The 19,534-nt window shown below is 53.5% G+C and carries 19 protein-coding genes; 11 read left to right on the top strand and 8 right to left on the bottom strand.

The features are described 5' to 3' along the window. The first annotated feature begins 8 nt into the window (after nt 1-8). The 7 genes from J0G10_RS20390 to J0G10_RS20360 are packed head-to-tail and all read left to right on the top strand — an operon-like array spanning nt 9 to nt 7,022. Entirely contained in the window at nt 9-1,706 is a 1,698-nt protein-coding gene (locus J0G10_RS20390) for a phage tail-collar fiber domain-containing protein (RefSeq protein ID WP_220556583.1), read from the top strand. Nucleotides 1,707-1,714: 8 nt separating this feature from the next. Beyond that, nucleotides 1,715-2,422 carry a DUF4376 domain-containing protein gene (locus J0G10_RS20385; protein WP_220556582.1) on the top strand — a complete coding sequence of 236 codons (708 nt, stop codon included), beginning with the start codon at nt 1,715-1,717 and terminating at the stop codon, nt 2,420-2,422. Further along, nucleotides 2,419-3,342 (top strand): hypothetical protein, encoded by a 924-nt coding sequence (locus J0G10_RS20380; RefSeq protein ID WP_220556581.1) that lies wholly within the window; start codon nt 2,419-2,421, stop codon nt 3,340-3,342. Before J0G10_RS20385 ends, J0G10_RS20380 begins: the two co-directional genes overlap by 4 nt. Then, nucleotides 3,339-3,893, top strand: coding sequence for a baseplate complex protein (locus J0G10_RS20375; protein ID WP_220556580.1), 555 nt, complete (start codon nt 3,339-3,341; stop codon nt 3,891-3,893). The genes J0G10_RS20380 and J0G10_RS20375 overlap by 4 nt, the downstream gene beginning before the upstream one ends. After that, nucleotides 3,890-4,594: a hypothetical protein gene (locus J0G10_RS20370; RefSeq protein ID WP_220556579.1), complete on the top strand. Its 705-nt coding sequence runs from the start codon at nt 3,890-3,892 to the stop codon at nt 4,592-4,594. Before J0G10_RS20375 ends, J0G10_RS20370 begins: the two co-directional genes overlap by 4 nt. After that, nucleotides 4,567-5,538, top strand: a complete 972-nt coding sequence (locus J0G10_RS20365) for a hypothetical protein (protein ID WP_220556578.1) — start codon at nt 4,567-4,569, stop codon at nt 5,536-5,538. The genes J0G10_RS20370 and J0G10_RS20365 overlap by 28 nt, the downstream gene beginning before the upstream one ends. A 50-nt stretch (nt 5,539-5,588) precedes the next feature. After that, nucleotides 5,589-7,022, top strand: coding sequence for an SEFIR domain-containing protein (locus J0G10_RS20360; RefSeq protein ID WP_220556577.1), 1,434 nt, complete (start codon nt 5,589-5,591; stop codon nt 7,020-7,022). 46 nt (nt 7,023-7,068) lie between these two features. Here J0G10_RS20360 and J0G10_RS20355 read toward each other — a convergent pair whose 3' ends face one another. The 5 genes from J0G10_RS20355 to J0G10_RS20335 all read right to left on the bottom strand — a co-directional run bounded on the left by J0G10_RS20355 (nt 7,069) and on the right by J0G10_RS20335 (nt 11,331). After that, nucleotides 7,069-7,365, bottom strand: a complete 297-nt coding sequence (locus J0G10_RS20355; RefSeq protein ID WP_220556576.1) for a hypothetical protein — start codon at nt 7,363-7,365, stop codon at nt 7,069-7,071. A gap of 8 nt (nt 7,366-7,373) precedes the next feature. Beyond that, nucleotides 7,374-7,625 (bottom strand): hypothetical protein, encoded by a 252-nt coding sequence (locus J0G10_RS20350; protein WP_245397990.1) that lies wholly within the window; start codon nt 7,623-7,625, stop codon nt 7,374-7,376. Nucleotides 7,626-8,269: 644 nt separating this feature from the next. Further along, the gene (locus J0G10_RS20345) at nt 8,270-9,361 is read right to left on the bottom strand and encodes a hypothetical protein (protein WP_220556575.1); all 1,092 of its coding nucleotides are present in this window, start codon (nt 9,359-9,361) and stop codon (nt 8,270-8,272) included. A gap of 8 nt (nt 9,362-9,369) precedes the next feature. Continuing rightward, nucleotides 9,370-10,845 (bottom strand): AAA family ATPase, encoded by a 1,476-nt coding sequence (locus J0G10_RS20340; RefSeq protein ID WP_220556574.1) that lies wholly within the window; start codon nt 10,843-10,845, stop codon nt 9,370-9,372. Nucleotides 10,846-11,115: 270 nt separating this feature from the next. After that, entirely contained in the window at nt 11,116-11,331 is a 216-nt protein-coding gene (locus tag J0G10_RS20335; RefSeq protein ID WP_220556573.1) for a hypothetical protein, read from the bottom strand. A 1,201-nt stretch (nt 11,332-12,532) separates the two neighbouring features. Between J0G10_RS20335 and J0G10_RS20330 the strand changes: the two genes are divergently transcribed. The 4 genes from J0G10_RS20330 to lepB all read left to right on the top strand — a co-directional run bounded on the left by J0G10_RS20330 (nt 12,533) and on the right by lepB (nt 15,777). After that, a complete protein-coding gene (locus tag J0G10_RS20330) occupies nt 12,533-13,405 on the top strand; it encodes a hypothetical protein (protein ID WP_220556572.1) in 873 nt (290 codons plus the stop codon). A 576-nt stretch (nt 13,406-13,981) separates the two neighbouring features. Next, nucleotides 13,982-14,344 carry a DUF6124 family protein gene (locus J0G10_RS20325; RefSeq protein WP_220556571.1) on the top strand — a complete coding sequence of 121 codons (363 nt, stop codon included), beginning with the start codon at nt 13,982-13,984 and terminating at the stop codon, nt 14,342-14,344. A gap of 147 nt (nt 14,345-14,491) precedes the next feature. Continuing rightward, complete coding sequence (locus J0G10_RS20320) at nt 14,492-14,899, top strand: hypothetical protein (RefSeq protein WP_095124384.1); 408 nt, start codon at nt 14,492-14,494, stop codon at nt 14,897-14,899. Nucleotides 14,900-14,979: 80 nt separating this feature from the next. Next, a complete protein-coding gene (gene lepB, locus J0G10_RS20315; protein WP_095124385.1) occupies nt 14,980-15,777 on the top strand; it encodes a signal peptidase I in 798 nt (265 codons plus the stop codon). 44 nt (nt 15,778-15,821) lie between these two features. Here the strand turns inward: lepB and J0G10_RS20310 are convergent, their stop codons facing one another. The 3 genes from J0G10_RS20310 to J0G10_RS20300 all read right to left on the bottom strand — a co-directional run bounded on the left by J0G10_RS20310 (nt 15,822) and on the right by J0G10_RS20300 (nt 19,502). Continuing rightward, on the bottom strand, nt 15,822-17,237 hold the full coding sequence (locus J0G10_RS20310) for an amino acid permease (protein ID WP_220556570.1): 1,416 nt from the start codon (nt 17,235-17,237) through the stop codon (nt 15,822-15,824). A 127-nt stretch (nt 17,238-17,364) separates the two neighbouring features. After that, nucleotides 17,365-18,417, bottom strand: coding sequence for an ornithine cyclodeaminase (locus J0G10_RS20305; protein ID WP_220556569.1), 1,053 nt, complete (start codon nt 18,415-18,417; stop codon nt 17,365-17,367). 50 nt (nt 18,418-18,467) lie between these two features. Continuing rightward, nucleotides 18,468-19,502: a histone deacetylase family protein gene (locus J0G10_RS20300; protein ID WP_220556568.1), complete on the bottom strand. Its 1,035-nt coding sequence runs from the start codon at nt 19,500-19,502 to the stop codon at nt 18,468-18,470. Nucleotides 19,503-19,534: the final 32 nt, after the last annotated feature.

The following is a 19,534-nucleotide window of genomic DNA, read 5'->3' as shown; positions in this document are numbered from 1 at the left end:
AGCGCACCGTGAGCGCCAGTATTACTTTGGCCGGCGAAAGCCAAATCGCCCTTAAACAAGGTCAACAAAAGCCGCTGACCATCACGCGGTTCATCTTCGCCAACGTGCCCGACCTGAACCCTGAAACCCCGGTCGACCGTGCTGCCGGCAAACCGCCTGCGGCGCAGATTGTCCACGTCTACGACATCCCCAAAGAAAACGCCGGCTTCGTGAATCCAAACCAGGTCGTGTACAGCGCCCAGTTGGGTTCGGATATCGGCGACTGGGACTTTAACTGGGTCGGCCTTGAGGACGCGGACGGCCTGCTGTTCGCCGTGTCCTACGTACCGCTGCAACAGAAGCGCAGGAACATCCCGCCGCAGCAGATCGGCAACAACGTCACCCGTAACTTTCTGGTGGCCTATGACGGTGCCATGCAACTGACCGGCATCATGATTGATGCCAGCACCTGGCAGCATGACTTTACCGTGCGTCTTGCCGGCATCGATGAGCGTGAGCGGCTGAGCAATCGCGAGCTGTACGGTCGCGCCTGTTTTTTTGGTAACTCGCTGGCATTCGGCAAGAGCGAAAACGGGTTTCAGTTGGGCGCGGGTACTGCCTACATTGAAGGCATCCGCGTTTCGCTGACGAAGCCTTTGCCGTTCACCGGCGTTATTCCCGCTGGAAAAATCACACTCGACGTCTGCCTGGAACGGCAGTTGAACGATCGGGTAGCGACTTGGAAAGTCGTCTATGGCGAACAGGCCGACTACACCGACGCCGCCGGCGTGCGCCATTACTGCGTGCCGATCGCCCATTACACGTCCCCGACCGCGTTCTGGGACGAGCGTCAGCCCGAGCCAATCGCTGGGCCACTCGTTCAACACTTCGCGGCGCGTGAGGGTGATTACGCGAATCTGCGCGCCCGGGCGACGACCAAAGAAGACGTCGGACTTGGCAACCTGCCCAACGCAAAGAGCGACGACCCAACCACCAACAGTAGCGAGATTCTGGCGACGACCGCCGCGCTGAACAAACTGCAGAAGCAAGTCGGCGATTCGATGACCGGCATGGTGGCAGCGTTCTCCATGTCATGGGCGCCGGTGGGTTGGCTGAAGTGCAACGGGGCGGCGGTTTCCCGCACTACGTACGCGCAACTTTTCGCTTGGCTTGGTACGCACTACGGGGCCGGCGACGGTTCAACCACGTTAAATTTGCCTGACATGCGGGGTCTGTTTCCGCGAGGTTGGGACGATGGGCGTGGTGTGGATCCCGGTCGGGTTTTCGGGTCGTTCCAGGACATGGCGCTGCATTCTCACGCTCACTCGGCCTCGGCCGCTGCCGTTGGTGATCACTTGCACACTGCCTGGACAGACGCGCAGGGCAACCACGTCCACAGTGCCTGGACTGACGCGCAAGGCAATCACGACCACGGGTTCCGAACGGTCGACAACGGTGCAGGCGTCAATGTGGGTTACCCGGCAGGCGGCAGCGTCTGGACTGAACTTGAGATCGGCGGCGGGAAGAATGCCGACGGTCGGCCGATGCGCACCGACTATCAGGGTAACCACGCACATAACGTCGGCATCGGCGCCGCTGGCCAGCACGCGCACAACGTTGGCGTCAGTGGCGGCGGTGCGCACACCCACGGCGTGACAGTCGCCGCCGCCGGCGGTACCGAAACCCGGCCGAAAAACTTGGCCCTTCTTTTCTGCATCAAGTATTGAGATCGAGCATGACGGACAAAATCGTTTATCAGACCGACTATCTCGGCATCTTTATTGGTGCCGTGAAAGCTGAGGAATCACCGCTGGAAGAGGGCGTGTATCTGATACCCGGTGGCTGCGTGGAGATCGCACCACCAGCGGTTCCGGAACATAAAGCCGCGTGGTGGAACGGCAAAGCTTGGCAGCTTGTGGATTACTTCAGTGGCGTTGTGGTGTACAGCACCGAGACGGGCGAGCCGCTGACGTTGAAAGGCTTCGACCCCGTGCCGTCCGGCTACACCATGCAAAAGCCCGGGCCGAACCAGATCTGGAAGGATGGCCAATGGATCGACGACATTGAAGCCGTGCTGGCTGCTCTGCGTGACAAGAAACTGCAGATGATCGCTGCCGACTGTACGGCCTCCATTGCCGGCGGGTTCAGTTCCAGCGCGTTGGGCGAGCCATACCACTACAGCAGTGCGATCGATGACCAGGTGAATTTAAACGGCCAGGTGCTGCTGGGCCTGGACGACGTTTACCCGTGTTATGACGCCGACCAGGTGCTGGCCTTCCGGCCGCATACGATCACCCAGTTGCAGAAAGTCAGCCTTGACCTGGTGCGCTTCCGGCAAGCGGCGCAACAGCGCGCGGAAACACTGCGCCAAGCTGTAGCGAAGGCTCAGAAAGGCAAAAATCTGAAGGCAATGAAAGCCATCACCTGGACGCCGCCGGCATGACTTGGGCACCGGTGACGATGCGCTGGCCGGAGCAGGCCACGCAATGGATGGGTGGGCTGTCAGCAGCCAAGGATCTGGCCGGTGGCGAACTGGCCAGTACCGCCCAGCGCCTGGCTGGCCTGAGTGGACTGGCCAACACCAACCCGGGGCCGGTCGGTGATGCAGCAAAAGGCGCGATCGCGGCCGGACGCGCAGCGTTGGCCGAGCAGATGGGGCAGGTTCCGGCGTGCCTAGTCGTGACGCCGTTTCAAAGCGGCGTTGGCCAGGGTGCGGGCTATCAGCGCTTTCTGTCGGCGCCCAATGCGCTGGAACATCTGGCCAAGAAACTGGAAGACGCCAGCGACAGCGGGCGCCCGACCGGGCCGCAATACGCGCTGTCGATCCTGTTCCTGGGCACGCGCCTGGAACAGTTGGCCAGCGGCTTGGCGCGATTCAATGCACTGCTGCCGATTCCTGACCTGGTGCGCACCGAGCGTCGGGCGCAACACCTGCTGAAGCTGGAAAGTGAAAAGTGGGAGATCCCCGGCGCCGGGCCGCTGCCGCGCTGGCAGGGTCTGCCGCTGGAACGTTGCACAGTGGTCAAAGCTGCCAAACAGTCAATGGCTGGCCAACTGGCGGTGCTGGAGGGATACGCCGCCGACAGTTCGCCGTTGGCCGATCTGGCGGCGCTGGCAGCACGCAAGAGTGCCCAGCAGCAGGGACGGGATAAGCAATTGGCGGACCTGAAAAAGCTACTGGCTGGGGAAAACCCTGACGTGAGCATGCGCGCGCGGATGATCGGCCCGGGCACTGCCGGCGAATTGCGCCGCGAACTGTTGGCCGGCGACGCCCCGGGCCACGAATGGATTCAGTGCGCCGGCCTGTTGTTGGTCGGCAGCAAACAAGGGCTGAGCTTCGTGCAGGAACTGGTGGGCCTATGACGCTGCTACTCGACGGGCAAAAAGTCCAAGGCAAGAACCTCAAAGTCACGGCCAATCTGCGAATCGAAAGCGGCGACATGTCCGGCCAGACCAGCAACACCGACAAGGCCCACAAGGGCTTTAAGCCCAAGACGCTGGCCGTCTCGCTGATGATTCCCTTTGTGGATAAAACCCAGCTGACAGATTTGATGCGCATGGCTGAAACCACGGCCAGCGGCGGGCAATTGCACCTGTACCGGATCGTGAACGACACGGCGGAAGCCTTCGGCGTGCGTCAGGTGGAATTCTCCGACGGCGTCAGCGCTCGGGAAGCGGACACGCTGAAAGCCTGGCTTGTGCAATTCACGCTAAGCGAGCGCGAGTCGAACCCGGAGAAAGTCGAAGGCCGGCGCGCCGGCAACAAGGTAGACGCTCAAGGCGCCCCGGGTAGCCCGGTCGGTGACGGCGGTGCCGGCAACGGTGAAGGAATCAGCGACAACCCCGCGCTGAGCGGCTTTGAAAAGGTGCTGGGACGTGTGGATAAGTGGCTGGGCGGGAGTGAGCCAACGTGAAGCTGCACAAGATACTTTCCATCAACGGCGCCCCGATCGCTCTCATCAAGGAGGACGTCAGGCTGGACGCTACCAGCCCCGGTCGGGCGAACTTCACCGTTCAATCCCCTGTGCCGCTGAAAGGGCTGGTGACGCTGGATATCGGCTACAACGAGGGCACGCTGCAACGGCACTTTATCGGCTACGTCGAGCGCTGCACGGCCGCCAACGCGGTCGAACAGGTGCTGTTCTGTCGTGAGCTGGCCGCCGTGCTGGCCAACCCGTTGCCGTTGAACCTGCGTCATGTGGATCTGCGCGCCGTGCTGGCCCAGGTCAGCGAACAGACCGGCCTGCGCTTCCGTGTTCCCGATCGGCCTTATGCCAGCGTGAAGGCGCCGTATTTTTACAGCCTCGCTGCCGGCTACCAGGCGATGGACAGTCTCGCCCGGGTATTCAGCATTCCCGACTTCACCTGGCACCAGCTGGGCAACGGCGAAGTCTTCGCCGGCAGTTGGGCCGACAGCTTTTTCGGCGCACGTGCGCCGCTGCAAATCCCCACGGAGCTGTTCGACGGCTACCAGGGCACCCAGAGCGCGATGGTCGCGGCCCTTCCCGGGTTGCGCCCAGGTGCAACGATCAACAACGGCGAGCGCATCACCACGGTGTCGCTTGCCAACGACCAGATGGCTATCCGATGGAAGACGCAATCCGCCGCGCTGTAGAGCGCCAATTCCCCGAACTCACTGGTGGTTACCACCTGCCGCGTTTTGCCCGGGTTACCGCCGTGGCCGACGCGCCGGCGGACGCCGGACTGTGCGATGACTTCCGGCCGCGGTACGCCGTGGACATTGTCGTACTCGGCCCGGATGACGAGCCAGATCCGGCCATGCCGGCGCTCACTGGCGTTCCTCTGCCGCTGCCCACCGGTGGCGAGGAAATGGGCATTTACGCCTTTCCGGAGGAAGGCACGCGGGTCGTGGTGTGCTTCGCCTACGGCCTGCCGAACAAGCCCTACATCCAATCGATCTTGCCGCATGGGCTGAGCATGCCGAAGGTGCCGAAAGGTGATCAGGTGTGGCAACACAGCGCTGCCGCCCAGCAGCGTGTCGACGCCGAAGGCAACTGGCTACGCCAGACCGATGGCAAGATCCGGGATCAGGCGATTGAGCGCGAGGTTGAAGCCCTGGACAACCGAGAGCAGTTCCAGAGCCACACGCAGACGATCGATGACCACTCAACCGAGTCTGTGGGTGGTGTGAAGAAGATTGAGGCACTGGGCGCGCTCAAGCTAATGTCGGGCGGATCCGCGAGTTTGGCGGCGGTGGACGATCTGCACCAGGCTACCGGCCGGGATCTGAACGTGGTTGTGGGGCAGAAGCACAACGCCACGGTGGGCGCTGATATGCAGGAGCGTATAGAAGGACTGCGTCACAGCTTGGCTGGCGTAAGTCAACGCTTGCAAGCGCCCAAGAGCTGGATTGGATCAGAAACCGTAAACACACTTGAGCTGATGGTTGAGTTGTTGGCGATTGTAGGGGATATGAATTCGGCAATTGCCACTCATGTCCACCCCCCGTTAGCTCCTCCGGCTTCTTCCACGATTTTCGAGACCTTTTCCAAGAGCGCGAAGAGATTAGAAGCACTGCAACGCACGATAACCCTATAAACCCTAAGATTTGTCCTATGATGTGGATTCGTCTAAAGGGAGGGATAGACATGCAACCAAAGGTTTTTATTTCCTACAGTTGGAGTTCACCAACTCATCAAGAGTTGGTGAAGTCTTGGGCCGACCGTTTGCTTGAAGATGGCATCGATGTCGTGCTTGATATTTACGATTTGAAGGAGGGGCACAATAAATTCGCATTTATGGAGAGCATGGTTTTAGATGAGACAATTTCTCATGTACTTGTTATATGTGACAGAGTTTACTCTCAAAAGGCCGATGCGAAAATTTCCGGAGTGGGAACCGAATCCCAAATCATTTCTAAACAAGTCTACGAGAAAGTAAACCAGACAAAATTTATTCCTATCATTTGTGAGTACGATGAAGCCGGACAGGCGTATACCCCCCTATTCATCAGCTCGGCGATATATATAAACTTCTCCTCTCCCGAAGCGGTGAATGAAAACTGGGAAACACTTGTTAGACTTCTGCATGGCAAGCCTTTGCATCGTAAACCTGCTATCGGAAAGCCTCCTGGTTATATAACTGCCGAAGCGTCTGAAAATGCAACTCCAAGTGCAACAAAATTTTATTCACTTAGACAAGCAGTGCTTCAAAATAAGCCCGGAATACCTGGGTATCGGGAAGACTTCTTAACGACTTGCTATGAGTTTGTAGATTCTATGAGGGTGCGTACGCCACCAGATTTAGAAACCTTGGGGGAGCGAGTTTTGGGTGACTGCGCCCGCCTAAAAGATGTCAGAGACCAGTTAGTTGACTGGATCTCACTGGAGGTCAACCGCGCAGATGAGAATTCGTTCGGCGAAGTCATTCTCAAGGTTCTCGAGAAGATTCTGGATCTAAAATCAAAGCCAGAAGAACTCAACCCTTGGAACGAGGCATGGCTTGACGCTCTCCACTTATTTGCCTATGAGTTATTCATCTACATCATCGCCACTTTAATGAGGAGCGAAAAAACAGTAATCCTAAAAATGATATTTGAGACACAGTTTCTGCTACCAAAAGCAGAAAGAGATCGTGGACGAAAATTCGATGGGTTCGGCTCGTTCTGGACATTCTCGTCAACTTTAGGGACTGTACTAAAGCCCGCTGATGGCGGCACTTACAAGAGCACAGCAGGAGAGCTAGTAAAGCGGCAGGCAGATCGGCAAGACACACCTTTCTCTAGTTTGAAAGAAGCAGAGCTGCTTATTACTCTCGCATCTTTCGTCACCTCTAGCTCTCGACCTTGGTACCCTCAGACTTTTTTCTATTCTGCTTTTCACGAAGAATATGAATTCTTCCTTCGAGCGACTCAGCGCAAACACTTTTCGAAGCTGCAAATTATTCTCGGAGGCAAAACGTTAGAAGAAATAAAGGAGGCGGTAATAATAAATTCGAAAAACTTACCGAACGAGTACAGAAGTTTTTCTCAAAATGGCCCTTTTTGGGATGCATTTAATCTCGATCAGATGAACACGCTATAGACTATTACAACGCGAGATAGGGAGGTCACCTCCCTATCGACACAAGTCAAGACAGCCTACACCACCAAGATTGCGCATAAGCGCAGCCATCGATGTACTCAATGCCGCTTAATACGAATCCTGTAACGGCCATCCCTGCCAAAGTCGCATCAAGCAAAGGCGGCAGCGGATCCGGATCAAGTGGCATTCCCACCTCAACGCGGGCAACGTTAGCTGCACGGCCTAATTCATGGCATTGAGTAGAATTGACCATCACGTTGCCCCGGATAGCCGGATACCGGCGCCGCTCCTTCGGATCCAGCGCGATACCACGAAGACGCATTGGGGTGACAAGTACGTGCATCGCTTCTCCTACTCGTCAGCGTCGAGGTCAAGTAACGACTCAACAGCGTAGGCCAGCGCCGCATCCGCTAACTCAAGCAAGTCGCCAAGCTTGTCAGCGTCAATCACTTGGCCCTGGTGCAGTGCATGCGCTTGCCGAAGCAACGCTTTGTGATGGGCACCAGGCATTGCGAGTAACGACACCTCATCACGCAGCATGATCCGCCACTGCGCCATTGAGGGCGCTTCAGTCGTCGGGGTTCCAGCAGATTCCACATTCATCGGCCATGCCTACCTTGCTGAAGTACTGTATATGCAGACAGTATATCGATAGGCGTATTACTCAACATCAATGGAGCGACTGACGGCATCTCTCGACCAGTGAAGACGTGCATTTCTGATTCGATGCCCGCAGCTGATCGGCCCGTGGAAAATCCTGCATCCAAGAAAAAATCTGCTGAAAAAGCACTTATCCCCCTCCCGCCAACGGGCTTTCCAGTTGTTTTTTTTGAAATGGAGACTGGAGTGCATTCAGAGATCTAACCCACGCCTGGCAGGCGGGGAGCACGAGCTTTATCCTTTGCAATTTGTGCAAGCTTTTGCAACGGGTTGCAATATTACTTGTGCGGAGCTTTTAGCTTGGTTCCATAACGAATGATGAACGCAGGCCATGTATTTCAAGGGCTGCAACAAAAAAAACATCATTTTTCGACGATTTTGTATTTTGGAACCATGACTTCATACGGTAAATGGGAGAAAACTAATCCTATGATCGAAAGGTGGAAATTTATTGAAAGCGATGATGTAAACATAAAGATGATATGAAGTTTAAAGCAGCGCCTAACGTAGGAGGATTGTAATTTTTACTCGAATCGTGGTTAACACCCCTAACCCATAATCTGAATGTAGGGGTGTTGTCTTATTGTTCAAAGTGTACTGATTCTATCTCCAGAACAAGCCCATGAGAGTAAATGTGTGGTAATTGAATTCCATTCTGAAAATATAGAATGGTTGTTAAATGTTATTTCAGACTTGAAAGAGTAGTTCTCATCTTCTAAGAATGTGGCGATTTTCGCTAAGGTAGTATTGTGTAATGGAGAGAATATACTGCAAGAAGCCGGAATGCATAATGGAGCGCAAGGTGGGGTAGGGAACTCCGATCTCTTGGAAAGCCAGTATTTGGTTTTATCATTCTGAGTGCTAAAGTCGAGGCAGGTTTTTCTTGATTTAAGAGCTAGAAACATCCAGAGATCTTTTTGATAATAGTGATTGATCTCAATGAACCATGGTTCTGTGCCGCGAAGCTTCATCGCATGCTTTAGCATCAAAGGATGAATAAGGTTTTCTGCGGAATAACAATTAAGAATTAATGAGCGTGCAGTGACTGGAGGAGTGGTGATGTCCATGTTGTATATTGGGGCTGCAGTATTTCCTCCGAAAGGAGCACCGAGATAGTCAACGTCGCTGTCGACCATGCACAACGTTAAGTTTTGGGTTGTCTTTAAATTCTGATACTCTCGAGGTGTTTGACTACCACCACCAGTTATTATCTCATAGTTTAGTAGGACGTTCTGTAGTTGTGGCGAGTCATGCAAAGACATTTTGGCGATTCCGCCATAGAAAATCCCGTCTGTTCTGTTTTCTACCAATAGGCGGGTCTTGGAGAATAAGTCATCCCCTGAAATGGAGTCAGATGAAATTTGGATTTCCTCTTTTCCGTCTGGGAGTGTTATTTTTTGGAAGGTGTTTGGGGTGGAGACAATCTTTACATAAGTGGAACAGGCGTTGAATATCGAAAGTTTTCCTCGGACTCTCTTTGCTACTCGCGCGAGAGTGGCTTTGGCGCGATCACTTAAGTTGTCTAAATTTTTTACGTGTTCTATTGTAGGTATTTCGGAATATATTATGTGGCGTCCGTTTTTTCTTGCAGAGCACAAGTTTTCAATTAGGTCAATAAAGTGCGAGTTAACGTTTGCGTTATTTATTGTAGTGAGGCTTCGGTCTAAATAAAAAATCATAGCGAGCCTTAAGAGTCAAAAAAGCCATAAGGCCACTGGGTTAAGAAGCCTTGAGAATCGAAAGCAGATTCAGTTATTTTTGTTTTCCCATCCGAATCGTTTTTTTCAAATAGATAAATTCCCACATCATCTGGAGTAATAAGGGATTTATCTATCGCTTTTCCGAGTTGGTTTATGAAGGTTTCACTATGTGTTTCAATTACCAATCTGATGTTTTGGTTTTTTCCTCTTTTTATCGCTGAAATTAATATGTCTGCCAGTTTTGCTTGCATTTTAGGGTGTAGGTGGAGCTCTGGTTGTTCGACAACATAATATATCATGCGTTTAGTCCGCTCATCGGACCTTGTGGATTTCCATATTTGTGCAAGAATTGGAACAACTTGAGAAAAGCCGAAGCCAGTATCGGCCATGTTAACTTGTTTTTTGTCCTTCTCTGAAATTACTATTGAAACATGCCCCTCGCTGCTTTTTGATAAAACAGCAAATCCCATATGTTTTTGTGTCCATTCAGAGAACTCTTTAGCCTCTTTAGTTGATAGGCTATGCAAAAACATCGCAAGGTTTGTACCTTGAGGATCAAGTTCTTCAACAGAAAGCCCTTGCATGCGGTAATACCTTTCCGCAGAAGCCCTAATGGGTGTTACGTATTGTACGCCTCCAGCTGAGTTGTTTATGTTGTCACGTAGTGAGTCCCAGATCATTGGCAAAGCACGAATAGTTACGTATCGGCTTACTTTTTCAAGCATGCTCTGCGAGATTAGAATTGCAGGTAATCTTAAAGCTTGTGAAAGAGTTGAGATGCTTACGCAGCTTTCAAAGGTCAGAAGTTCAAATGTTTTACTATCGAAGTTACCAATTGTTTTGAACTCATTCGTCACGTCTTTCAATAGGCCAGCATCGAGTGGTGACTCATTGACTATGCTTGCCGGAAGCAGTACTGGCAAAATTCCATAGTGTAAATAGAAGTTGTAATATAGATCTGCTCTGGCGGTATGGTCTGCACCATCGATCTCAAATTTTTCAAGTGTTACGCCATTTCCTACGACTATTCTAATTATATGAGATCTTATTTTTACGTAGTATTCAGAGAGTTGATGGTTGTCTTTCGAAATTTTGGCGGTGACTTCAACTCTTCCAGGGCTAATTGTGGAAGAGAAGTTTGGTGAGATTCTCTTGGAGAAGTAATGGAAATTCTCAGGCTCTACGTTCAAGTCATTAATTACAAATGTAAAGTTTATTGTGTCTTTCGCTGGGGATTTTGAATCGTGTATTGCTTCTTTGAAAGAACCAAAGTCAACGTATGGTCCGTACCACAAAATGCCAGACTTTGTCTTCTGTTGATTGCTTTGCTTTAAAAGAGGGAAGGTTCTTATGAAAGTACTCTTTCCAGAGCTATTTTGCCCGAGAAAGACATTAATATTTTTTAGTTTGATATAGCCCGTATCGACTAGGCTCCTAAGGTTCTCGATTCTTATTTCGTCCATGTAGCATTCCTTTTTAAATCAAGCAAGTAACGTATTTTATGCATTGTCCTGCCCTCAAAACTCATTGTCAGAAGGGAGCTAGCGATAACGTTTGAGGAAGCTATCGAAAATTCATGAAGGTGTCGAGCGTCCCCGATATGGCGGAGCGGGGAATCTGGTCCCCGGTCATCATTTTCGCGAGGAGACTATTCCTTGAAGCTTCTCTCTAAGGTGAGATCAAAGGGGCTTTGTCCTGTTGTCGCTTCGAGAGCTTCGAGAACGGTGCAGCCGTCAGTCATCTTCCGAAGCTCTCAGGCGAGCAAAGCCTTGCCTAATAAATCCAGCATTTTCTCCAATCCGCTCAAGTGCCACGCGGGCATTCTCCCCCACGGCCTCGTGTCCCTGCTGCTCGACTAACAGCACCAGTTCCATCAACGCAGCTTCAAGGCCCAGTTGATTTTCGTACATTTTTTCGAGGACGACGGTGAGGGAATATTCGCTGGCCATTCATTCGACTCCGTTCGGAAAGTTGGAAGCATAGCAGGCACCAGAGGTGGCTGATTTCAGTTCGGGGCTGGGAAAAAGGTAATTTTGGTAAGCCGGTGTAGAAAATCGGCTGCGGGCCTTATAAATCGTGGCTTTGAGGTATTACCTTTGAAGGTAATTTTTGGTAACGCCGGAGGTAATGTTCCACCAAGTGGCTGATTTTAAAGGGTTTCGTAGATGGATTAAATTACTTCGACTAAGGGTAATTTTCTAACCTTCCTATTACCCTATTATTACCTTTGCTAAATCCATCTAACCTACTGAATCTATTCGTTTTTTGTGGCTTTAAAAAAGAAAATTACCAAAATTACCTTTTTCCCACGGGTCAACCTGAAAACGGAGTGAGGCACAGACGGGGCGATTCGCTGGCCTTTCATGCGCGCGGTTCTAACTCTCACGAAGCACGCCTGAGACGACGATAGACAGTGCCAGGATTGGAGCCGAGAACCGCTGCTTAAAATTTGCTAACGCAGTCGGCAGAGGGGATGGGACGAGGAGGGAGAAGAACAGAGCTGGTACGCAACTGGTACGCGGGATGGTGGCGAGGCGTTTGGGTCTTTATTTGCGGGAGGTAAAAGAAGCGTCAGTTCGATCCATCATCGGGGCGACGGAGAAGCGGCGGGAGAGTGGGGCGGGTTGTAGAGGCATTTGGGGGAATCTGGATCAGAGGGGCGAAGGTGGGGGAGTTTATCAGGATTGGGATAGGACGGAGGCTTACGCGTTGTTACTCCGTGCTCTTGCTCGCTGATGAGGTGTGACGTAGCGATTGAATATTGTGGTCTGTCCCCTATTTGTCCCCTACATGGACTTCTAGACCCAATCCATGATCGGGGCGACGGAGAAGCGGCGAGAGAGTGGGGTGGGAGTGGCGGTGATAGACGGCATTGGCGGTTCTGGATTGGGGAAGCTGGGAGGTAGGGAGTTTATCAGGATTGAGGTTGGGGAGGGCTTCGGGAAGTCAATCTGGGGAAGAGGTTAGTCGCTCGCTAACGAAAGGGAGTTGGATGAAAATAAATCCGCCCCCCCCCCTTTTTTTTCCTTCATGCGGCAGTCCCTGGTGTATCGCGCCCAGCTTCCCTCCTTCCTTAGGCGTGAGCACGTTTGCAAATCCATACATCGACTACGCTTAGTCTAGCTAACCAACGTAAGGTGGTCGCCGCTCATGGATATTATGCAAGAAGAACTTGAAGTTTTTAAAGCGTCGGCAAATAGGCTGCGTTGGTTTATAAGTACGGCTATACTTATATCTGTTCTAATCTTGCTTCATGCTTACCTAGAGAGGTTTAGTTTTCAAGACGCGCAGCTCGCGGGAATTGAAGCTCACCGTATACTTAGTCGCACTCTAAAAACACAAGATTGCTACAGGGAACTTGTGTCGTTTGAGGTTTTGGGCGAAAAAGAACCAGTTGGTAAGGTTGATTCTGCATGCACTGCTGAAAAGATTGGGGAGAAAAATCTTTTCCGATTGCGCTCTTTGTCTTATGAAGACTTGGTGCATGAATATTCTACGCGCAGTTTTTTAATTAATATGACAGATAATACAATGAAGGAGGTAAAGTTTCCTGTAAGGCAGATACCGATACTTGGGACAGAAATACCGGCCAATGATTTCGTTATCGTAATGGCATTGATGTCGATGGTTTTTGTTGTTGGTGTTTGGTTGAATCTCCGAGGGGTGCATGCTTCATTGCTTTCACTTGAAAAGCACAAAAAATCTGAGGTCATGAAAGTGGCACAGCTTAATACGGTTTTTTTAACAGCGCTTGAGAATAATGAAAATAAGTTTGCTCTAGGGGTGCGTGCTTGCTCTTTATGGCTTCCTTTTATGTCGATAGTAGTAGCTACAGTTGCGGGTTATGCGGAGCCTGTAGAGGAGCTTATTTCTAGAAGTGATAGCTTTCCAGGTTCAATCACAACGGTAATGGTGTTTTTGTTGATGTCTATTGTAATATCTGTGCTTCATTTTTTAATTGCATTACAGTGTGGAAGGGTAATGAGGAAAATAGATAGGGTGTTTAAGTCAAAGTGCGCATAGCTTAGTGAGTGCTCATCAGAAATTGGGTAGTTTCATTTTGAGGTTATTACAGGCATAGAACCGGTAGTGCCCTTTTTCAGGCCATAGTTACAGTTTACTTAGGAACTGTCAAAAAGCGAAGGGGTTTAACCGGATTAATCAGTTTGAAAGAGGGGCGGGTTTATTTGTTGGAAACAGTTTCACTTTTTTCAGTTCACTGATACGAGTCGTTCGATAACGCTATGCTTGTTTAAAAGTACCTCGGTGCCGCCGCTGATGGCCTACACAACCTTGCGCCTCCCCCTACACCTAAGACAGAATCCCCCGGCTTGTACGTCTAGCCCGCACGCTCTATCGTCCCCCACATCACTGAAAACCAGTGATCGGGTTTGGTAGCCCGCTTCGTGTCTAGATGCATCGCATCACCTTATTCAGTCGCTTCCCCAGGACTCGGATTTCATGGTGGTCATGCGTGGGGCCCATTCGTGGGCGCCGGGTTCTAGTGCGACCGGTCTACCAACCCGCGTATGGCCGCCACCTATCGTTTGGTAGCGTGGGTGATGGCTCCTTTTAGTAATCGCGCTAGAGGTTCCATCTATGTTCAAAGTAACGCCCAACCCACCAGAAACCGATCCCGCATCCCCCTACGATTCCCTCAACCCCAAAAAACTCCACGAAGCCGCCGAGCGCGCCCTCGATCACTACCTCCTTCCCGCCGGCCACATCATGTCCAGCGTCAACGAACCCGAACGCATGTACTTCGCAAACCCCAAATACGACTCAGAATCCCTGCTGGCCAATGCCAGTGAAACGCTGAGTTCCGCCTCGGAAATGCTCAACAACTTCGCCGCCGCACTCGAACCCTCGCACCGAAAAACCGCTTTGGGCATCGCGCAGGTGGTGATGTTGGGGGAATTGGCGGTGAATCAGGCGTTGGATAACGTTGAGGTGAAAGCGTAAATCAGCCCCCTTTGTGGCGAACGGCTCAGCCGTTGTCACGGAGGGGCTGTTCGCGCTGGGCAAAGCAGCCGGGATGAGGGCGGGGAAATGGACAGGGTGATGGCCATTTAGTAGCATTCCGCGCCTTTACTCAGGAGTCGCCGCACCATGGAAGCTACATCGTCCCGAGCTTGGTACAACACACGTCCCGCCGTTGTCTTCATGGCCGTTTTTTATTGCTTTGTCGTATTGATTCAGGCCGGTCTGTGGGTGGCTCATGACGGGTTTCAGCAAGCGCGGGAAGGGGATATTTCGTTCCTGATGTTGTTGAACGTCTGCGTGGTGGCATTGTTGATGTTTGTCGGCGGCTTGCTGTTGCTGGCGAGAAAGAAGATCAGTTCGCTGTGCTTTATGCTCGCGTTGATTCTGGGAATTGCCTTTTCTCTGTCGCAGATGAACAGCGGTTCGGTTGTGCATCTGCTGACTCTGCCGATGTTCAAAGAATATGCACTGGTGTTTGGTATCTGGGTGTACAGCCTGCAGTTGCGTACGACGGGTTATTTTTCCGCTAAATAACCCCTCTGCATTGCCCGTAGCGCCCTGTTGGCTGAATAGGCCGGGCGCTTGATTTTCAGCCATTTACGTGAAGAGAATTTATGTCTGCTCCTGATAAGCCAAAGCTGCCGTTGCAAGCATTCGTGATGTCGTGCCTGGTGGCCGGCTGGGGTCTGGTGTATGCCGGTCAGGTGAAGTGGGCGGTGCGTGTTGCCGCTTTACTTTATCTGGGTGTGATTTTACTCGGTGTCTGCGGGGTGCCTGCCACGCCGGTGGGCCTTTATGTCTTCGCTACCTTTATCGTCCTGGTGAAACTCGGCTCAGCCACGGCAGCAGCGATATCGGTGCGCAAAAACGACCGTCCGGTGAACAGCCCCAGCACCCGCTTCCACGTGTTTTACGTGGTGGCGCTGGTCATCCTCACGCTGATTCTTTTGGGGCCATTGCGAGGCCCGACGCTGGGGTTCAAGACTTACTTCATCCCCTCTGGCTCGATGGTTCCGACCCTTTCGATCGGTGACTATATCGTCACCAAAATGCGCATCGACGCGCTGCAAGTGGGCGACATTGTGACTTATCGCTACAACGGCACGGAGGCGGTCAAACGTGTGGCGGCGGTGGGTGGCGATACCTTGTCGATTGTTGACGGTAAGGTCATTCGCAACGGCGAAAACATGGGGCTGTTCTTTGCACCGCCAGATCGCGTGAAGGATCCTCGTTATCTGCAAACGCCGCAGACGGTGGTCGAGAAAGATCATGTTTATCTGCTCGGTGATAACCGCGACAGCAGTAACGACAGCCGCTTTATGGGCCAGGTCGCACTCGAAGACATTACCGGTAAAGTCACCGGAATCTGGTACTCATCCGATCGATCGAGGATTGGCACAGCCTTTCAGTGAAAACAAAAGCCGTCACCTTAAGGTGACGGCTTTCGCTTGCAGATCTAGCCAAACTGACTCGCCGACTCAACCGCAGATTTAGGCCTCCTCAACCGCGTCAACTGGTAAGCAATCGCCAACCAGACAAACCACCCCGGCATCACCATCAAGGCAATGCGCGTGTCAGGCCGCAACGCCAGCAGACACAGCACAAACCCCAAAAATGCCAACGAGAACCAAGCCATCGGCACGCCGCCGGGCATCTTGTAAGTCGACTTCGCATGCAGATCCGGACGTTTTTTTCGGTAGGCAATGTAAGACGCAAGGATGGTCGACCAGGTGAAGATCACCAGAATCGCCGACACGGTAGAGACGATGGTGAACGCGGTCATGACTTCCGGCACGATGAACAGCACCAGCACGCCGACCAGCATCAATAGCGTGGTAAACGCCAGGCTCAGCAGTGGCACGCTGTTGCTCGACAGTCGGCGGAATAGGCCGGGCGCGTTGTCCTGGTTAGCCAGTCCGAACAGCATGCGGCTCGAGGAGAACACGCCGCTGTTGGCCGATGAGGCCGCTGAGGTCAGGACCACGAAGTTGACGATGCCGGCGGCTGCGGGAAATCCGGCGACGAGGAACAGTTCGACAAAGGGGCTTTTGACTGGAGAAACCTGTTGCCACGAGGTCACGGCAATAATGCAGGTCAGCGCGAGGACGTAGAACAGGATGATCCGCAGCGGAATCGAGTTGATCGCTTTGGGCAGGGTCTTCTCCGGCGAGCGGGTTTCGGCGGCGGCGGTGCCGATCAGCTCGGTGCCGGCGAAGGAGAAGATCGCCATTTGAAATCCGGCGAAGAAGCCGAACAAGCCGTTGGGGAACGCTGCCTGTTTGTCCACCAGGTGACTCAGGGACGCGGTGACGCCACTGGGCGAGACGAACGAGCTGGCAATCAGCACGGTGCTGACGCCGATCAGGGTCACGACGGCGATGATCTTGATGATCGCGAACCAGAATTCCACTTCACCGAATAGCCTGACGGTCAGCACGTTGAGGGCGAACAGGGTCGCCAGCATGCCGACGGCGGGTATCCACGCCGGGACATCGGGGAACCAGTACTGGAAGAAGCCGCCGACCACGACGGCATCGCCGATCACCGCCACGCTCCAGCTCAGCCAGTACGACCAGCCGAGGAAGAACGCCGCGCGCGGGCCGAGGTAGGCACCGGCGAAGTCGGCGAAGGTTTTGAAGTTGAGGTTGGACAGGAGCATTTCGCCCATGGCGCGCATGACGAAAAACACGAACAGGCCGATGATCATGTAGATAAGGATGATCGACGTCCCGGAGAGGGCGATGATCTTCCCGGAGCCCATGAACAGGCCGGTCCCGATGGCGCCGCCCATGGCCATTAACTGGATGTGACGATTGCTGAGCGTGCGCTGCAGCGCGGGCTGTTCAGGCAGCCCGGAAGGGGTCGATTTCATTGCAAAACCTCTTGATTTTATGTTTTTGAGTTTTGGCAGAAAGTAGGTGTCGAGCGTTCTTGTTAGAGGTGCAGCGGCTAAGCACAAGGTGAGTCGCCCCCTGTGGCTTGGGGGCGCTCATTACCGATCAACTGACGGTGCGCAGACGCGAGGCCTTGGCCGGTTGCGGATCGAGCAACTGGAAGAGGTTTTTGATGTTCGCCGGCGTCGGCACCAGGTGGATGCGCTGGCCGATTTGCTGTGCCTGAGCCAGGTCTTTCAGGTAGCGCAGTGAGGAAAAGTCTTCCAGAGCAAAGCCCACCGAATCGAACACCGTCACCTGCGTGTCGTTCTCGCGTCCGGCCACTTCGCCCAGCACAATGCGGAAAAATTCGATCACCGGGGACTCGGCTGCCAGTTGCTGAATGTCGCCTTCAATGCGCGTCTGCGGCTCGAATTCGACGATGACCCGGGCGTTGCGCAGGATGTCGGCGTGCAGTTCGGTTTTACCCGGGCAGTCACCGCCGACCGCGTTGATGTGCATGCCGGGCTCGATCATTTCGGGGGTCAGAATGGTTGCGTAGGCTTTGTCGGCGGTAACGGTGGTGACGATGTCCGCGCCCTTTACCGCGTCCTTCACCGAGCTGGCCAGAATCACGTCGATTTCCGGGAATGCGGCGAGGTTGTGCTTCAACTTGAGTGAAGCGTCGCGATCAATATCGAAGATGCGGATTTCGTTGATGCCCAACATTTCGTGAAAGGCCAGCGCCTGAAATTCACTTTGCGCACCGTTGCCGATCAGGGCCATCGAGGTCGCGCCCGGACGAGCCAGCGATTTCGCCACCAGCGCCGAGGTTGCGGCGGTGCGCACGGCGGTGGTCAGTGTCAGTTCGCTGAGTAGGGTGGGGTAGCCACTCTGCACATCGGCCAGAAGACCGAAGGCCATGACCGTGAGCAAATTCTGCTGGCCGTTGTTCGGGTGGCCATTCACGTATTTGAACGAGTACTGCTGGCCGTCGTCGGTCGGCATCAACTCGATCACGCCGTCTGCAGAGTGGTTGGCTGTGCGCGGTGATTTATCAAACTGCGCCCAGCGTGCGTAATCCGCTTCGATGTAGCCGGCCATTTCCCGAATGGCGCGGCGGATACCGACTTGGGTGAACAGGCGTGCAGCATCATCGACATCAATAAAAAGCGTCATGGTCTTATTCTCCGATCCAGTCATTGAAAGGTTGTAGAGCGGCGGGCGGCTCAGCTGCGTTTGCTCTCGAAACCGTGCAGCACGTTCACTGCATTGATGCCGATCTCATCGACCATGTAGCCGCCCTCCATGACGAACAGGGTCGGGCAGCCGACGCTGGCGATCAGTTCGCCGATGCCAATGAAGTCATCGCTTTCCAGCAGAAAGTGGCTGATGGGGTCGTCCTTGAACGTGTCGACACCGAGGGAAATCACCAGCACTTCAGGGGCGAACTGCTGGAGCTTTTTGCAGGCGTGGAGCAGGGCGTTGCGGTAGCTCTCCCACGTGGTGTTTTTCGGCAGGGGATAGTTGAGGTTGTAACCCTCGCCGACACCCGCGCCGACTTCGTGGCTGTAGCCTGAGAAGTACGGATAGGACACCGCCGGTTCGCCGTGCAACGAGACGAACATGACGTCGCTGCGCTGGTAGAAAATGTTCTGCGTGCCGTTGCCGTGATGGAAGTCGACGTCGAGCACCGCGACACGTTTGGCGCCCTGAGTGATGGCTTGTTGCGCAGCAATCGCGGCGTTGTTGAGGTAGCAATAACCGCCCATGTATTCGCGCGCGGCGTGATGGCCGGGCGGGCGGCACAGGGCGAAGGCGCTGTCGTGGCCTTCATCGATCAGGGCCAGGCCGGTGAGGGCGATGTCGGCGCTGGTTTTCACCGCTTGCCAGGTCGTCGCGGTGATCGGCGAACCGGCATCCATCGCATAGAAACCGAGTTTGCCGTCGATGAACGTCGGCACCTCTTCGCCGGCCAGATCGCGCACCGGCCATACCAGCGGCAAGGCGTCGTGGGTGCGACCGGTTGCGCTCCATTCGCTCCAGGCACTTTCGAGAAAACTGACGTAGCGCTCGCTGTGCGCGTTGACGTAGCACGAGCGGTCAAACGCGCGTGGTTCAACGATCTGCCCGAGGCCGACTTGCTTGACGCGGTTGTGCACGGTGTCGGCCCGACTGGGTTGTTCGAATGACGGTTTGAGCACGCCGTCCTTCAATTCGGTGCCGTGGTGCAAACGGTGGGAATCACTGAAAACTGTAAACATTCTGCGCATCCGTTATTGTTAGCCAGTGCAAA

It is taken from the genome of Pseudomonas germanica (genome assembly GCF_019614655.1).
Classification (GTDB): Bacteria; Pseudomonadota; Gammaproteobacteria; order Pseudomonadales; family Pseudomonadaceae; genus Aquipseudomonas; species Aquipseudomonas neuropathica.
The sequence above is the reverse complement of the archived record's forward strand: the minus strand, read 5'-3'. Positions and strand labels throughout refer to the sequence as shown.

Excerpts from the sequence above, each read along its gene's own strand:
- J0G10_RS20375 (WP_220556580.1), top strand. The coding sequence starts at position 3,339 with ATGACGCTGCTACTCGACGGGCAAAAAGTCCAAGGCAAGAACCTCAAA.
- J0G10_RS20365 (WP_220556578.1), top strand. The coding sequence starts at position 4,567 with ATGGAAGACGCAATCCGCCGCGCTGTAGAGCGCCAATTCCCCGAACTC.
- J0G10_RS20300 (WP_220556568.1), bottom strand. The coding sequence starts at position 19,502 with ATGTTTACAGTTTTCAGTGATTCCCACCGTTTGCACCACGGCACCGAA.
- J0G10_RS20385 (WP_220556582.1), top strand. The coding sequence starts at position 1,715 with ATGACGGACAAAATCGTTTATCAGACCGACTATCTCGGCATCTTTATT.
- J0G10_RS20360 (WP_220556577.1), top strand. The coding sequence starts at position 5,589 with ATGCAACCAAAGGTTTTTATTTCCTACAGTTGGAGTTCACCAACTCAT.
- J0G10_RS20305 (WP_220556569.1), bottom strand. The coding sequence starts at position 18,417 with ATGACGCTTTTTATTGATGTCGATGATGCTGCACGCCTGTTCACCCAA.
- lepB (WP_095124385.1), top strand. The coding sequence starts at position 14,980 with ATGTCTGCTCCTGATAAGCCAAAGCTGCCGTTGCAAGCATTCGTGATG.
- J0G10_RS20320 (WP_095124384.1), top strand. The coding sequence starts at position 14,492 with ATGGAAGCTACATCGTCCCGAGCTTGGTACAACACACGTCCCGCCGTT.
- J0G10_RS20325 (WP_220556571.1), top strand. The coding sequence starts at position 13,982 with ATGTTCAAAGTAACGCCCAACCCACCAGAAACCGATCCCGCATCCCCC.
- J0G10_RS20345 (WP_220556575.1), bottom strand. The coding sequence starts at position 9,361 with ATGATTTTTTATTTAGACCGAAGCCTCACTACAATAAATAACGCAAAC.
- J0G10_RS20355 (WP_220556576.1), bottom strand. The coding sequence starts at position 7,365 with ATGCACGTACTTGTCACCCCAATGCGTCTTCGTGGTATCGCGCTGGAT.
- J0G10_RS20310 (WP_220556570.1), bottom strand. The coding sequence starts at position 17,237 with ATGAAATCGACCCCTTCCGGGCTGCCTGAACAGCCCGCGCTGCAGCGC.
- J0G10_RS20340 (WP_220556574.1), bottom strand. The coding sequence starts at position 10,845 with ATGGACGAAATAAGAATCGAGAACCTTAGGAGCCTAGTCGATACGGGC.
- J0G10_RS20380 (WP_220556581.1), top strand. The coding sequence starts at position 2,419 with ATGACTTGGGCACCGGTGACGATGCGCTGGCCGGAGCAGGCCACGCAA.
- J0G10_RS20335 (WP_220556573.1), bottom strand. The coding sequence starts at position 11,331 with ATGGCCAGCGAATATTCCCTCACCGTCGTCCTCGAAAAAATGTACGAA.
- J0G10_RS20350 (WP_245397990.1), bottom strand. The coding sequence starts at position 7,625 with ATGAATGTGGAATCTGCTGGAACCCCGACGACTGAAGCGCCCTCAATG.
- J0G10_RS20330 (WP_220556572.1), top strand. The coding sequence starts at position 12,533 with ATGGATATTATGCAAGAAGAACTTGAAGTTTTTAAAGCGTCGGCAAAT.